Source organism: Hirschia litorea (assembly GCF_042665075.1).
GTDB classification, from domain to species: domain Bacteria; phylum Pseudomonadota; class Alphaproteobacteria; order Caulobacterales; family Hyphomonadaceae; genus Hirschia; species Hirschia litorea.
This window is the reverse complement of sequence record NZ_JBHTBR010000002.1, coordinates 668,658-683,546: the sequence shown is the minus strand read 5'-3', so window position 1 is coordinate 683,546 and position 14,889 is coordinate 668,658. Positions and strand designations below refer to the sequence as shown.

At 45.0% G+C, this 14,889-nt stretch carries 13 protein-coding genes; 4 read left to right on the top strand and 9 right to left on the bottom strand.

Annotation, left to right across the window (positions count from 1 at the left end; all coding sequences use genetic code 11):
* Positions 1-25: 25 nt before the first annotated feature.
* From ACFQS8_RS03235 to ACFQS8_RS03225, 3 genes are read right to left on the bottom strand one after another with little or no spacing between them, the layout of a single operon-like run.
* Positions 26-838 (bottom strand): 3-hydroxybutyrate dehydrogenase, encoded by an 813-nt coding sequence (locus ACFQS8_RS03235; RefSeq protein ID WP_382165655.1) that lies wholly within the window; start codon positions 836-838, stop codon positions 26-28.
* A gap of 3 nt (positions 839-841) precedes the next feature.
* Positions 842-1,471 carry a 3-oxoacid CoA-transferase subunit B gene (locus ACFQS8_RS03230; protein ID WP_382165653.1) on the bottom strand — a complete coding sequence of 210 codons (630 nt, stop codon included), beginning with the start codon at positions 1,469-1,471 and terminating at the stop codon, positions 842-844.
* 2 nt (positions 1,472-1,473) lie between these two features.
* Positions 1,474-2,181, bottom strand: a complete 708-nt coding sequence (locus ACFQS8_RS03225) for a CoA transferase subunit A (protein WP_382165652.1) — start codon at positions 2,179-2,181, stop codon at positions 1,474-1,476.
* 169 nt (positions 2,182-2,350) lie between these two features.
* Between ACFQS8_RS03225 and ACFQS8_RS03220 the strand changes: the two genes are divergently transcribed.
* On the top strand, positions 2,351-4,678 hold the full coding sequence (locus ACFQS8_RS03220) for a TonB-dependent receptor (protein WP_382165650.1): 2,328 nt from the start codon (positions 2,351-2,353) through the stop codon (positions 4,676-4,678).
* Between the two features lie 44 nt (positions 4,679-4,722).
* Here the strand turns inward: ACFQS8_RS03220 and ACFQS8_RS03215 are convergent, their stop codons facing one another.
* Entirely contained in the window at positions 4,723-5,421 is a 699-nt protein-coding gene (locus ACFQS8_RS03215) for a TetR/AcrR family transcriptional regulator (RefSeq protein ID WP_382165648.1), read from the bottom strand.
* A gap of 122 nt (positions 5,422-5,543) precedes the next feature.
* Here ACFQS8_RS03215 and ACFQS8_RS03210 point away from each other — a divergent pair, with 122 nt between their 5' ends.
* Both ACFQS8_RS03210 and ACFQS8_RS03205 read left to right on the top strand, forming a co-directional pair.
* On the top strand, positions 5,544-6,404 hold the full coding sequence (locus tag ACFQS8_RS03210; RefSeq protein WP_382165646.1) for an alpha/beta fold hydrolase: 861 nt from the start codon (positions 5,544-5,546) through the stop codon (positions 6,402-6,404).
* 2 nt (positions 6,405-6,406) lie between these two features.
* Positions 6,407-7,708: a spinster family MFS transporter gene (locus tag ACFQS8_RS03205; RefSeq protein ID WP_382165644.1), complete on the top strand. Its 1,302-nt coding sequence runs from the start codon at positions 6,407-6,409 to the stop codon at positions 7,706-7,708.
* Between the two features lie 53 nt (positions 7,709-7,761).
* Here ACFQS8_RS03205 and ACFQS8_RS03200 read toward each other — a convergent pair whose 3' ends face one another.
* From ACFQS8_RS03200 to ACFQS8_RS03180, 5 genes are read right to left on the bottom strand one after another with little or no spacing between them, the layout of a single operon-like run.
* The gene (locus ACFQS8_RS03200) at positions 7,762-8,604 is read right to left on the bottom strand and encodes an HpcH/HpaI aldolase/citrate lyase family protein (RefSeq protein ID WP_382165642.1); all 843 of its coding nucleotides are present in this window, start codon (positions 8,602-8,604) and stop codon (positions 7,762-7,764) included.
* Positions 8,601-9,053 carry a MaoC family dehydratase gene (locus ACFQS8_RS03195; protein WP_382165640.1) on the bottom strand — a complete coding sequence of 151 codons (453 nt, stop codon included), beginning with the start codon at positions 9,051-9,053 and terminating at the stop codon, positions 8,601-8,603. Before ACFQS8_RS03195 ends, ACFQS8_RS03200 begins: the two co-directional genes overlap by 4 nt.
* Positions 9,054-9,055: 2 nt before the next feature.
* Complete coding sequence (locus tag ACFQS8_RS03190) at positions 9,056-10,939, bottom strand: acetyl/propionyl/methylcrotonyl-CoA carboxylase subunit alpha (RefSeq protein ID WP_382165638.1); 1,884 nt, start codon at positions 10,937-10,939, stop codon at positions 9,056-9,058.
* Between the two features lie 4 nt (positions 10,940-10,943).
* On the bottom strand, positions 10,944-12,545 hold the full coding sequence (locus ACFQS8_RS03185; protein WP_382165636.1) for a carboxyl transferase domain-containing protein: 1,602 nt from the start codon (positions 12,543-12,545) through the stop codon (positions 10,944-10,946).
* Positions 12,542-13,693, bottom strand: coding sequence for an isovaleryl-CoA dehydrogenase (locus ACFQS8_RS03180; protein WP_382165634.1), 1,152 nt, complete (start codon positions 13,691-13,693; stop codon positions 12,542-12,544). The genes ACFQS8_RS03185 and ACFQS8_RS03180 overlap by 4 nt, the downstream gene beginning before the upstream one ends.
* A 116-nt stretch (positions 13,694-13,809) precedes the next feature.
* On the opposite strand from ACFQS8_RS03180, the gene ACFQS8_RS03175 reads away from it, so the two are divergent.
* The gene (locus tag ACFQS8_RS03175) at positions 13,810-14,706 is read left to right on the top strand and encodes a LysR family transcriptional regulator (RefSeq protein ID WP_382165632.1); all 897 of its coding nucleotides are present in this window, start codon (positions 13,810-13,812) and stop codon (positions 14,704-14,706) included.
* Positions 14,707-14,889: the final 183 nt, after the last annotated feature.

Sequence of the window (14,889 nt, the reverse complement as noted above, 5' to 3'; positions counted from 1 at the left end):
TTTATTTTTGAACTGTATTGAATGTTTATAGGGCGGTCCAACCACCCTCCATTTTTATATCAGCACCGGTAATACTCGGAGCTGCGTCTGACATGAGAAAACACGTCATTCGAGCTATTTCTTCTATTGTAGTGAACTTTTTTGTTGGTTGACGTTCTAGCATGACGGTTTCGATGACTTGATCTATAGGGAGGTTAAGAGCTTTTGCAGTATCGTTGATTTGATTTTCAACAAGAGGGGTGCGCACATAGCCTGGGCAAATTGCGTTCACTCGAATGCCAAATTCCGCTCCCTCCAGCGCTGCTGTTTTTGTGAACCCCATTACTCCATGCTTAGCCGTGACATAAGCGGACTTAAAGGGGGAAGCCGTAAGGCCATGTGCCGATGATATATTGATAATTCGGCCCCATTTACGTTGCTTCATTTGTTTGAACGCAAGTCGACTCGTGTGGAATACCGAGTTGAGATTTAGAGCTATAATCCTATCCCACATATCGGTGGGAAATTCCTCTATCGGAGCGACGTGCTGAATGCCGGCATTGTTGACGATGCCATGTATTTCACCCAAAGATTTTTCAAAATGTGAAAACATTTTTTCAATCTCTGTTAGCTTCGTTAAGTCAGCATCGGAATATATTATTTTCCGGTTGGATGAAGCTTCTAGATTGGCACGGAACGCCTCAATTTTGGAAGGCGTTCCCATGCCGTTTATCATTACATTGCACCCAGCTAAGGCGAGACCAGTTGCGATACCTTGCCCGATACCACTAGTGGATCCCGTCACAAGAACATTAAGTCCTGTAAGATTTAGAAAATCACTCAATGGGTGCTGGTTCATAATTTAGTCTACCAATTTCGCTATGGTTTTAGTGCGAACTTCTTCCATTGATACATCAGGAGCTAGCTCAATAACCTTTAAGCCGCCTTCAACAACATCGAAAACGCCTAGGTCAGTGATGATCCTGTCTACGACACCTTTTCCTGTTAGCGGAAGCGTGCATTCTTTCAATAATTTTGACTCTCCACGCTTATTAGCATGGTCCATCACAACAATTATGCGCTGGACACCTGCAACGAGATCCATAGCGCCGCCCATGCCTTTAACGAGCTTGCCGGGAATCATCCAATTTGCGAGGTCGCCATTTTCAGCAACTTCCATTGCGCCTAGTATTGCTAGGTTGATGTGACCACCTCGGATCATTGCAAAAGAAGTAGAAGAAGAGAAAAAGCTAGTCCGGTCCAGCTCAGTTATAGTTTGCTTTCCGGCGTTTATTAAATCTGCATCTTCTTCGCCTTCAAACGGGAAGGGGCCCATTCCTAACATTCCATTCTCAGATTGAAGTGTGACGTCGACACCTTCAGGAATATAATTGGAGACTAAGGTAGGAATGCCTATTCCAAGATTTACATAGAAACCGTCTTGAAGTTCTCGAGCTGCGCGTGCAGCCATTTGGTTACGATCCCAAGCCATGATTAAGCCTCCTTTCCCGGACGAGTTGTTACTTTTTCAATGCGTTTTTCATGATCACCTTGAATGACGCGTTGAACGAAAACTCCCGGTGTATGGATATGTGCAGGGTCAAGAGATCCGACAGGTACGATCTCTTCAACTTCAGCAATCGTCATCTTGCTCGCCATAGCCATGTCAGGATTGAAATTCATAGCTGTTTTTCGATAGATAAGGTTGCCTTGTGCATCTCCTTTCCATGCTTTTACGATGGCGATGTCACCCGTTAGGCCAGTTTCAAGAATGTGTGTTTGACCGTTAAAGTCTCGATGTTCTTTGCCTTCAGCGATGACAGTTCCAACACCAGTTTTTGTGTAGAAGCCGGCTATACCAGCACCACCAGCTCGACATCTTTCGGCAAGTGTTCCTTGTGGATTGAATTCCAATTCAAGTTCGCCGTTCAGATATTGGCGTTCAAATTCTTTGTTCTCTCCCACATAGGATGAGATCATTTTTTTAACTTGCCGGTTCTGCAGTAGTAGACCCAATCCAAACCCATCCACGCCAGCGTTATTGGAGATGACTGTAAGGTCTTTTGAGCCGTTATCTCTAATGGCGGCGATTAGTAATTCAGGGATACCACATAATCCGAAACCTCCGGAAACAATGGTAAGCCCATCTTGCAGGAGGCCTTCCAGTGCAGTTTTCGCATCTGGATAAATTTTTGTCGTCATTTCATGTCCCCTATTTTTTAGCACGAACATCTTATGGTTCATTGCGGCATATTTACACCAATTGACAGGTCTTGCACCTATCTATACTTTCAACACTTGTTGAAATCAACATGCGTTGAATAATGTTGTGTAAATTGAAGTCTGCAAGACTCGTTTTGGGAGGAAATAAATGCACAGAACAGCGAAATCATTTGCAATAGCGATGTTACTGGGAGCAAGTACATCGACTATGGCAGGAGTTGCTATAGCTCAGGCTTCTAGCGAATCATTAGATGAATCTAAAAAATTCGATACAATCGTTGTGACGGCGCAGCGACGTGAACAGAATCTGCAAGACGTTCCTGTTTCTGTAACAGCTATCGGTGGAGAGTCATTGGCACAACTCGGCGTTGCGGATATGACCGAAGTATCTAAATTGTCACCCAATGTGACGTTGGAAGTTTCTCGCGGAACGAATTCAACTTTGACTGCTTTCATTCGTGGTGTGGGGCAGCAAGATCCTGTTTCTGGTTTTGAAAGCGGCGTTGGTGTTTACTTAGATGACGTCTATCTAAATCGCCCACAAGGTGCAGTTCTGGATGTGTTTGATGTAGAACGTATAGAAGTTTTGCGCGGCCCTCAGGGAACACTTTATGGGCGCAACACTATCGGTGGTGCGGTGAAATATGTGACCCGCGGCCTTTCAGATCAGCCAGAATTCGCGGCGAGTGCAGCTATCGGAACATACGATCAAGTCGAAGGGCTTATAAAAGGATCCGTCCCCATTACCGACTCCTTTCGCTTGGGTGCAGCCGTTACAAGTTTGCAGCGAGGCGGATTTGGAAAAAACGTAGTCACGGGTGAGGAGAATTATAACAAAGATGTCTTAGCGGGCCGTGTGTCGATGGAGCTCGATGCAACCAATTCGCTATCTTTCAAGCTTTCAGGTGATTACACAAAAGATGATTCTAAAGCTCGCCAAGGACACCGTTTGATACCAGGGCAACTTTCAGGCGCGCCGGTGTTGGGAGATGTATTTGATACGCGAGCAGGCTTAAATATTGTTCAACAAGAGGTGGAGGCCTATGGCGGCTCCTTTGTTACGACTTTCGATGTTAATGATGCCATATCTATTAAAAACATCTTAGCTTATCGGGAAGATGAAACAGTTTCACCGATAGATTTTGATAGTTTACAATCTGCTGACCTAGATGTTCCTGCAATTTATAAAAACGATCAACTGTCGAATGAATTGCAATTATCCTACACAGGTAACCGCCTCAATGGACTGGTTGGTATCTATTACCTTGATGCCAACTCATCGACGGTGTTTGATGTTTTGCTAGGAACTACAGGAACATTGCTGAACCTTCCGGGATTGAACGCGCAAACCTTTGGAGATGTAAGCACTAAGACCTGGGCAGCCTATGCAGACTTTAGCTATGACTTTACCGATCAGCTAACATTGACTGTTGGAGGGCGTTTTACCCATGACGAGCGAGCATCAACGGTTTTGCGTCGGACTTATTTGGGCGGTTTTTCTGAATCTTTTAATGGCAATGGGTTTGTTATTGCAACAACGTCAGACTTCAACGGCCAGAATGAATGGGATGAGTTCACGCCACGTATAGCTTTAAGTTATAAGCCAACACCTGATCACAATCTCTACGGATCTATATCAAAAGGTTTCAAAGGAGGAGGCTTCGATCCGCGAGGACAAACTTCAGCAGCACCTGATTTAAACCAAGATAGCATTGTTTCTGATGAAGAAATCTATGAGTTCATGTCCTTTGATCCTGAGTCTGTTAATAGCTTTGAAGTGGGACTTAAATCTACTTTTGGCGAAGGACGCGTAAACACCAACCTTGCTGCCTTTGTTATGGATTACACTGATGTGCAAATTCCAGGTTCAATAGGTGTGGATACTGACAATGATGGCGTCAATGACACTTTTACAGGCGTTACAACAAATGCCGGACAGGCAACAGTTTCAGGTATCGAATTTGAAGCTTTAGCAAATGTGGCCGAAGACATTTTCACGAGTGGTGATTTCTTCAATACGTCTGTGACAGTCGGTTACATAAACGCAGAATATGACGAGTACTTTGTCAATGAAATAGATGTCTCAAATGAGCGAGTGTTTCAGAATACTCCTGAGTGGAGCGCGAGCGGAGTATTTACATATAACACGCCTTTGGGAGGCGGTGACCTGAATGTAGCAAGTACCGTATCCTACAAAAGTGACTCCAGTCAGTTTGAATCGCCAAACCCATATTTGGACCAAGAAGCATTCACGCTTTATGATCTTAGCCTCGTTTGGACCGCGCCAGGAGATAAGTGGACGCTTGGATTGCACGGTAAAAATTTAACCGACGAACGATACAAAGTTGCCGGATACAATTTTGTGAATGTGAACGCTGACGGTACGTTTACACCGACATTGGGACTAGAAGGAACGCTAACAGCTTTCTATGGGAATCCAAGAACTGTAACTATGTCGTTAGGTTTCAAATATTAGTGAAACAAGAAGTCCTGAGGATAGCGGCCATTCTAAGTCGGACGCTATCCTTTTGACTTTATGATTTGGTTTTGTTTGTTGCAAGTTGCTTCAAAGCCAGCGACACAAAATTCCAAAATGGTTTCATACCCCAATTGGAGGTCTGTGGACTTAAGTTTGTTATGTGAGAGCGTATCTAAGCGGCCTGTCTGCGCAAAAGCGAGGGTTAGCGCACCGGATAAGCAGTGATAACTCCACAACATGTCCGCTTCTGAAGCATTTGGAAAAGTTGCTTTAATTTGTTCAAGGAAACGTTCAACCATCGGGTCGAAAAACTCTGACATTAATTTTCCTCCCCACTCGGAGGAGTTGTTCACATAAGCCACGAGCGCGTAGTATTCCCGCCAACCGGGTTTAGGAATATGCTTACCGGTGAGTACCGGTTTTAAGTAGGCTTCCATAATAGCCCGTACAGATGGAGGCGATGGTGACGCCGCTTCTACGGCTTTATCAAGGGCATCAAGTCTCCAATCGTTAAGGAGCTTTGCGCGGCGTTTGAAAACAGCTTCAAATACTTTTGGTTTGCGCCCAAAATAGTAATTGGGCAAGGCGAGGTCTACTTCTGCAAGCTTTGCTATTTCTCTTAAAGTGACGGCATCAAAGCCATTTTTAGAGAATAATATTTCAGCTGCATCAAGAATACGTTTGCGTCGATCGATCCGATCGCCACCTTTAGTTGAGTTTGATTGAGTCGCATTTACCATCAGGTGACAATAGGGATGAAGAAAGAAAAGTCTAGATTTATAGATGTTGCAAATGAGTATTGTGTCTAGGGCGTTTTCATGTTCAACATTTGTTGAAAAATATAAAGGTGAGGAAACAAAACATGAGTGGTGAAATTCGCTTTCAATCACGTGATGGTTTGAATCTATACGCGAAATCTTATGGTCCAGTAGACGCCGAACTTACCGTGCTCTGTTTGCATGGCTTAACGCGCAATCATAAAGATTTCGAGCCGTTGATTGAAAAACTATCTCCTAATCACCGTTATATTGGTTTGGATGTAAGGGGGCGTGGACAATCTGAGAGAGACCCAAATTCCAGCAATTATCGTCTCGACATTTATACCCAAGATATACAAGAACTTCTAAAAGTCCTGACTTACAAAAAGTTAGTTTTAATCGGCACCTCCATGGGGGGGCTTTTGTCGCTTATTCTTAGTCAAATATTGTCGGAAGAATTAGTCGGTGTAGTCTTGAATGATGTTGGACCCAAGTTGGAGAAAATAGGGCTAGATCGAATAGCCGGATATGTTGGAAGCTTTATAGAGCATGATAGTTGGGAGGATGCGGCATTAGCTGTACAAAAATCCCAGATATCGGCGTTTCCCGACTTCAAATTCGAGGACTGGTTAGCTTTCGCGAAACGAACTCATAGGAAATTGGAAAATGGCAAGATTGTTTTAGATTACGATCCTGCCATTGCTGAGAGTTTGAAAAATATTCAAATCGACGTGTCAGCTGAAATGCAGACATGGGCACTGTTCGCAGCAACCTATAAACGACCATTATTGGTAATTCGCGGTGAGATTTCTGACCTTTTCTCCAGTGATACCGCAGCCAAAATGGTGCACAGACATGGGAGAGCGACGATTGTTACAGTGCCTAATACTGGTCATGCGCCCATATTGGACGAGCCAATCTGTGTGAAATCAATAGAAAAATTTCTTAGAAAGCTGGAGGACTAATAATGAGCTCTCATGAAACTTCAGATGTCTCACAATCGTCCGGTGAAAAAATACAAGGACGTGCTTATATTTTGGGTTTGCTGACTTTGGTTTATACATTTAACCATGTAGATCGTCAGATTTTGGTAACTCTGCTTGAACCAATTAAGCAGGAACTCAATCTCAAAGACAGTCAGTTAGGCTTGCTAACGGGTCTAGCTTTTGCAGCATTTTATGCGACTTTAGGCATTCCAGTTGCTATGTGGGCTGACAGAGGAAATCGCCGTAACATTATTGCACTTGCGCTCGCAGTGTGGTCTGGGATGACTGCTGTTTCTGGGTTCGCACAGAATTTTTTGCATTTACTTGTTGCGCGCATGGGCGTGGGTATTGGTGAGGCGGGGGGAACTCCACCAGCGACGAGTATCATTGCTGATCTCTACCCGCCCAAACAGCGTGCTATGGCGTTGGGCATTTATACCTCTGGAATTGGTATCGGTATCATGATCGGATACGTGCTGGCTGCAATGGTATATGCTCAATATGGATGGCGGGTAGCCTTTTTTGTTGCGGGTGTACCCGGACTTTTGTTGGCGTTACTGGTGCGCTTTACAATTAAAGAGCCTAAGCGTGGCTTATCTGAAAAACGCGAAGAGCATGCAGAAGCGCCGAGTCTCTCTGAAACATTAAAGTTTATTGGGACACAGAAATCTCTTATGTGGTTGCTTGGCGGTTGTCTTATGATTTGTATATCCGCCAACGCCTATGTTGCGTTTATATCAAGCCACCTCCAACGCACTTATAATCTGTCAGTAATGGATGTAGCACTTCCATTGGGAGTAATGATTGGTGTTATAGGAAGCCTAGGCGCAATATTTTTAGGAAGTGTGTGTGATAAGCTCTCGACTAAAGACCTGCGCTGGCGGCCTTGGATGATCGGGATTTGTGCTGTTGTCGCTTTACCCTTTTCTTGGATGTTTTTAGGAGCGGAAAACGTTAATTTAGCTTATGCTTGGAATATCGTACCTAGCTTCATAGGTCTCATTTATGCGAGCATTGCATATACCTCATCGCAGGAGTTAGTACCGCTTCAAATGCGTTCATTCGCATCGGCATTTACATTGTTTTGTTTGACCTTGATTGGTATAGGTGGCGGGCCTTTAATCGCTGGCGGGCTTAGTGACTACTTTGCTTCTCAAGGCATTGCTGCACCACTTACTCAAGCATTGCGTTGTATTCTAATTTTCAATGCATTGAGTATTTTATGTTTTGTGTTTTCAGGACTTACTTATCGCGCAGACGTTGCGCGTGCGAGTATCAGTTAGGCATTGCACATAAGAACCCTCACTCTTGAATACCTTTGAAAGGGTGAGGGAATTTAATTTGTAGGTGCAAAGCGTGCGAGTAATTTTTGAGCTTGTATGAGGTGGGGTGCATCAACCATTTTCCCATTGATCTGTAATGCGCCAGCTTCAGGATCGTTTGAGAATGCGTCAACTATCATATTGGCATGCTGAATTTCTTCGGCAGTGGGCGTAAATGCTGCGTTGATAATGTCTGTTTGACTTGGATGTATTGCAAGCATTCCTGTAAATCCATCGCGGCGACTACGCGCAGCGTATGCGGCTAGGCCGTCTAGATTTTTAATGTCTACATATACAGTATCTATTGCTGCCGCGTCTGCTGCATGTGCAGCAAACAAAGACACGCTACGAAGCATCTCATAGGGAGGCGTGTAGCTGCCATCTTCATGCCTAGAAGTAGATGCTCCTATTGAGGCAGGCATGTCCTCAGCTCCCCATGTTAAGCCAATAAGGTGTTCAGCTACATCCCTATATGTGCCTAATTCAAACACAGATGCTGCTGTCTCTGTCGCTATAGGAATAGTAGGGATGACGTTCCCATTCAGAAGCTTTAACAGGCTGCGAATAGATTTTGCGCCCTCTGCTTTAGGAAGTATTATTCCATCTGGCGGTGAAATAATAAGTGCGGATACATCCTTTGCAGCCCACTGTGTCGTAAGTGGATTAATTCGAACAAAGATTGGTTTAGGGGAAGTTTTTTCTAAAAAAGAAGCTACTGCAATACGTGCTTCTTCCTTACGCGACGGGACAACGGAGTCTTCCATATCAAGTATAATGGCATCCGCAGAAGAATTGAGCGCCTTATCAAAACGATCTGGACGGTCTGCAGGAACAAACAGGAGTGATCTTAAAATCATGTGTTTGCTTTCTTTAGCAGCGCGGTACGCAAGCATTGGCAAACAAGCTGATCACGTTGGTTATACATTCGATGCGTGAACGTCACAATGCCGGCAGTAGGGCGTGATTTACTCTCTCGTAACTCAGTTACCTCAGTTTCACCGCGTAGTGTGTCCCCAATGAAAACAGGGTTTGGCATAATGACTTTATCATAGCCAAGATTTGCGATCAGGGTTCCTAAAGTCGTGTCACCTACAGAAATTCCGACCATTAACCCAAACGTAAAAATGCCATTTACAACGACTTGTCCAAACTCAGTGCCTTCAGCGTATTCTCTATCTAAATGTAAAGGCTGAGGATTATGTGTAAGCGTGGTTGTCATAATATTGTCAGTATCTGTCACAGTGCGACGAAGATCGTGTTTTATAATGTCGCCAATATTCCATTCGTCAAAATGTTTACCAGCCATGGTTAAGCCTCTTCACTTGAGTGAGCTTCTATTTCCAACAAAATCACGCCCTGCATAACATTTTGCCCAGCTTCAATGTTCACTGAAATTATCTTACCGTCAAAAGGTGCGTTCATTCCGTGCTCCATTTTCATGGCCTCAAGTGTGACAAGGGGTTGTCCTTTTGTCACCTCATCACCTTGTGCGACAGAAAGTGATAGAATTTTTCCCGGCATCGGGGATGTAATCTGACCATCTGATAAATCACCAGCACTCGATTTAGCTTTACCGCGCGGCAGAGACACAAGGTAGGGCCACCCTTGATCAATACAAAGAAGACCGCTTGAGACTTGCTCCCAATAAGGGCAGTCATCACAATTGGGGTCTACACTTATAGTGTGGGTCTCGCCATCAACGCTTATACGTATGGAGATGTCAGCTTGCGATCCATTCCTGAAACCGAATAGTCCATTCCATGGTCCGGCTTTATCTTCGTCACTTAGAAGAAGTGATATAGCCGTTAGTTTATCAACCTCTAAGGGAGGTTTTGTTGTAAGAGCTTCTAAATGTGAATCAATGAATCCGGTGGTATAGTCTCCCGCTTCAAATGCTTCATGGTTCAAAAGATTGCAAAGAAATCCAGCATTGTTAATCACAGGGTAGGTCGAAACGTTTTCACATGCTTCCGCAAGACTATGCATAGCTAATTCGCGGTTTTCTTCATGTACAATAAGCTTGGCGACCATTGGATCATAAAAAGGAGTGATTTCAGCTCCATCTTGAATCCCAGTATCGACACGCACACCATAAGGCATGTTTAACAGGTCAATTTTACCTATAGATGGTAAGAAACCGTTCGTGGGGTTCTCGGAATAAAGTCTAGCCTCCATAGCCCAACCGTTGATGCTTAACTCTTCTTGTTTAACAGGAATTGGCTCACCTGCAGCTACACGTATCTGCCATTCGACAAGATCAATGCCAGTGATCGCCTCTGTAACGGGATGTTCCACTTGCAAACGTGTGTTCATTTCCATGAACCAGATGCTATCGGCGTTTAAGTCACCAGAAGCGTCAGCAATAAATTCAATCGTTCCTGCGCCCTCATAGTCAACGGCTTTGGCCGCGAGTACTGCCGTTTCACAGATGCGAGCACGGGTGATTTCGTCCATGCCAAATGCGGGGGCTTCTTCAATAACCTTTTGATGGCGGCGTTGAAGTGTACAATCTCTTTCAAATAAATGGACAACATTTCCGTGTTTGTCTCCAAATATTTGCACTTCAATATGACGCGGAGCTGTAATCCATTTTTCCAATAATACGCGATCATCACCAAAGGAAGAAGAGGCTTCGCGTTGACATGATTTGAGAGATTCAGCGAAGTCCTTAGCATTGTCTACTTTGCGCATACCTTTACCGCCGCCGCCAGCTACAGCTTTGATAAGGACAGGGTATCCAATTGCTTTGGCTTCTTTTTCCAGACGCTTTACGGACTGATCCTCACCAAGATAACCAGGCGTGCAAGGAACGCCCGCTTTTTCCATAAGTGTTTTAGCAGCATCCTTTAAGCCCATCGCGCGAATGGATGAGGATTTAGGACCGATCCAAGTAATTCCTGCTGCTACAACTGCATCTGCGAACGCTGCGTTTTCAGATAAAAAACCATAACCCGGATGGATTGCGTCCGCGCCGGTTTGCTTAGCGGCAGCTATAATTTTTTCACCAATAAGATAGCTCTCCACAGCAGGAGAAGGCCCAATATGGACTGCTTCATCTGCTGATTGAGTATGAAGCGCATTGGCATCGGCATCGGAATATACAGCAACTGTAGCGATACCCATCTCTTGCGCAGTGCGAATGATGCGACATGCAATTTCGCCGCGATTGGCTATAAGTATTTTTTTTATCATGGCGCTACATCCTAAACATGCCAAATTGGGCATGATCTTTAATTGGAGCATTAAGTGTGGAGGCTAGAGCTAGGCCTACTGCATCACGTGTTTGGGCAGGGTCAATAATTCCATCATCCCACAATCGAGCAGAAGCAAAGTATGGACTTCCTTCAGCTTCATACTTGTCGCGAATAGGCTGCTTGAAAGCTTCTGCCTGTTCTGGCGTCCAGCTTGCGGCGTCACGGTTTACAGTTGCCATAACGCTTGCAGCTTGTTCTCCCGCCATGACGCTGATGCGGCTGTTTGGCCACGTAAATAGGTAGCGGGGTGAATAGGCGCGGCCACACATCCCGTAATTTCCTGCGCCAAAGCTACCGCCGATTAACACTGTAATTTTTGGCACTTGCGCGGTCGCAACGGCTGTTACCATTTTGGCACCGTGTTTCGCGATCCCTTCCGCTTCATACTTGCCTCCAACCATGAAGCCAGAAATGTTCTGCAAGAACAATAAAGGGATCTTCCGTTGGCAGGCTAACTCAATGAAGTGCGCGCCTTTTTGAGCGCTCTCTGAAAACAGCACGCCGTTATTGGCTAAAATTGCAACAGGCATTCCCCAAATGTGCGCAAAGCCACAAACGAGCGTTTCACCAAAGGTTGCTTTAAATTCGTGAAACTCGCTTCCATCGACAAGGCGGGCAATAATTTCACGCACATCATAGGGAGTTTTTAAATCTTCAGGGATGAGACCATAGATTTCATCCGCATCATATAATGGCGCTTTAACCTGCTTGATGTTCAATTCAGGTAATGTCTGAGGAGGAAGCGTTGAGATAATATCACGCACAATAGTTAGTGCGTGATCGTCATCATCTGCCACATGATCTACCAATCCTGACTTTCGACCGTGCGTATCCGCACCGCCCAGCTCTTCGGCGGTAATTTCTTCACCAGTAGCGGCTTTCACCAAAGGTGGACCTGCTAGAAAGATAGTGCCTTGGCCGCGCACGATGATAGATTCATCGCACATGGCAGGAACATAAGCACCGCCCGCAGTGCAACTCCCCATCACACAAGCAATTTGCGGAATACCCTTTGCCGACATATTTGCTTGATTAAAGAACACACGACCAAAATGGTCGCGGTCAGGGAAGACCTCACTTTGGTGCGGTAGGTTTGCACCACCTGAATCCACCAGATAAATACATGGTAAGTGATTTTCTTCTGCTATTTCTTGAGCACGCAGATGCTTTTTAGCGGTAAGCGGGAAGTAAGTTCCACCTTTCACAGTCGCATCATTTGCGACGATCATGACTTGGCGCCCACTTACACGACCAACACCGCATATGATACCGCCGCCAGGCACTTCATTGTCGTAAATATCATATGCTGCAAGTTGACTGAGTTCCAGAAAAGGAGAGCCAGCATCAAGAAGCTGTGTCACACGATTACGCGGCAGAAGTTTACCCCGTGCAACATGTTTATCGCGAGATTTTTGCGAGCCGCCAAGAGCTATTTTTGATATACGCTCTCTTAGTTCAGCGCTTAATTGTTTATTCGTCGCATGACGTTTTTTGAAAGCTTCAGAACCGAGATCTATTTTTGATTCTAGTGTTGGTGCGCTCATTGATTTAAAAGCTCCCGTGCGATGAGGAAACGGCGTATTTCGTTTGTACCCGCACCAATGTCATAGAGTTTTGCATCACGAAGTAGGCGCTCAACAGGCCATTCCTTCAAATAACCAGCGCCGCCTAATGTTTGAATGGCTTCGAGTGAGCATTTTACCGCGTTCTCACTCGCTAAAAGGATCGCACCTGCTGCATCAAAGCGCGTTGTTTGTCCGGCATCACAGGCACGTGCTACAGCATACACATAAGCGCGTGAGGAGTTGAGAGCGACATACATGTCTGCGATTTTCGCTTGGACAAGTTGGAAACTACCGATTGGTTTTCCAAATTGTTTGCGTTCTTTTACATAGGGAACACACACATCAAGACAGGCTTGGATTATTCCAATAGGTCCAGCGGCGAGAACGGCACGTTCATAGTCAAGCCCGCTCATAAGCACTTTAGCACCGCCATTAAGTTCGCCCATTATATTTTCTTCGGGAATAAAGCAGTCTTCAAAGACAAGCTCCGCAGTATCAGATCCGCGCATACCCATTTTGTCTAATTTCTTTGAAACAGAAAAACCCTTAAAGCCTTTTTCTACAATGAAAGTGGTTACACCATGGTTTTTGTTGTTGGGGTCTGTGCGGGCATAGACGACAAGTGTGTCAGCTTCGGGGGCGTTTGTTATCCAAAATTTAGTGCCGTTCAAAAGGAAACCGCCATCGACTTTTTCAGCTTTTGTGGTCATTCCCAAAACATCTGACCCCGCACCTGCTTCAGACATAGCGAGTGATCCGACATGTTCACCAGATATAAGCTTTGGGAGATATTTCTTTTTTTGATCAGGTGTCGCCCAGCGACGTAGTTGATTGATGCAAAGGTTTGAGTGCGCGCCGTAGGATAGACCAACTGATGCGGAGGCGCGAGAAATCTCTTCCATAGCGACGACGTGTTCAAGATATCCAAGTCCTAAACCACCATCTTCTTCAGAGACAGTAATTCCGTGAAGACCTAATTCTCCCATTTCAGTCCACAAGTGACGGGGGAATTTATTGTTCGCATCGACATCAGCCGCGATCGGCGCGATTCTATCATTTGAAAAACGACGACAAGTTTCGCGGATCATGTCTGCTGTTTCGCCTAATGCGAAATCTAGATTCATCATGGTGATTTTACTCCCGAGCATGGATAGGGCTTAATTTGCCTCTTTAGCCCAACGTTAGCATTTTTAGATGAATAGATAAAATTGAAATTAAACTATGCATGGTATAGATAGTATCTATGATTGATCGTTATCTCCTTCGTTATTTTCTTGCTGTTGTTGATCATGGAAATTTCTCCCGTGCGGCCGCTCACTTGAATGTCGCTCAACCAACTCTGTCGGTTGGGATTGGCAAATTGGAGAAGTCGTTAGAAGCCAAGTTATTTCATCGTGCTAATCGTCGTATTCATATTACTGATGCGGGTACGCAATTACTTGAATATGCGCGTCGGATCGAAAGTGATTTCAATCAAGCTGAACGCGCTGTTCGAGGATTGGAGCCCAAGCCCGTTTTCCGTTTTGGTGTGCTGACTAGTATTTCAGCAGCTATCATTTCTGACGCGATCGGGAATGCTAATAAAATAAAAGATGATGGGAATTCTAATGCTGATTATGGAAGCCGAGTTGAACTGATAGAGGGAAGTGAAAGGGAGCTTACCAATCAGCTCGCAAGAGGGCGCGTTGATGCAGCATTGACGCTGGTTGACCGAGGAGGTGAACGTTTTTTCGAAGAAAAGCTCTTTGAGGAAGGCTACTCCATCGCGATGTCAGAGCATCACGACCTTGTTGATCAAACCTCAATTCCTGGAGAAGCACTAGCCGATAACGTAATGATCGTAAGGCGCCATTGTGAGGCTCTATCTGAAACGAGCCGTCATTTTACCGAGAGAGGGGTGCGACCGTTTTTTGCATATCGCTCATCAAATGATGAGCGCGTTTTGGAAATGGTTAGAGCAGGATTGGGCGTTACAATAATGCCGGACAGTTATAGATGGTCTGGAGTTAAAATGCGTAAGCTAGCAGGATTTGAAATTGTTCGGTCTATCGGGTTGATATGGGCACCGCATGCAGAACATCTCTCCCAATCTTCTCCTTCTCTCGTATCGGTGCTCCGCAAGGCACTAAGCAAACAGTAAATTATAACTTACCGTTGTGGCCTTCAGGGCGCACGGGTGGTTCCCGCTCAATTTCTAGGCATTACTTTTTAAAGGTTGTGCATTTTTAGGGCGCAAAGCTCATATTCTAATGCGCTTATCATCACTCGTATTGAGAAAAATAAATTTTTCAAGCTAACGTTCAACCAAGCAATGATGACGTTG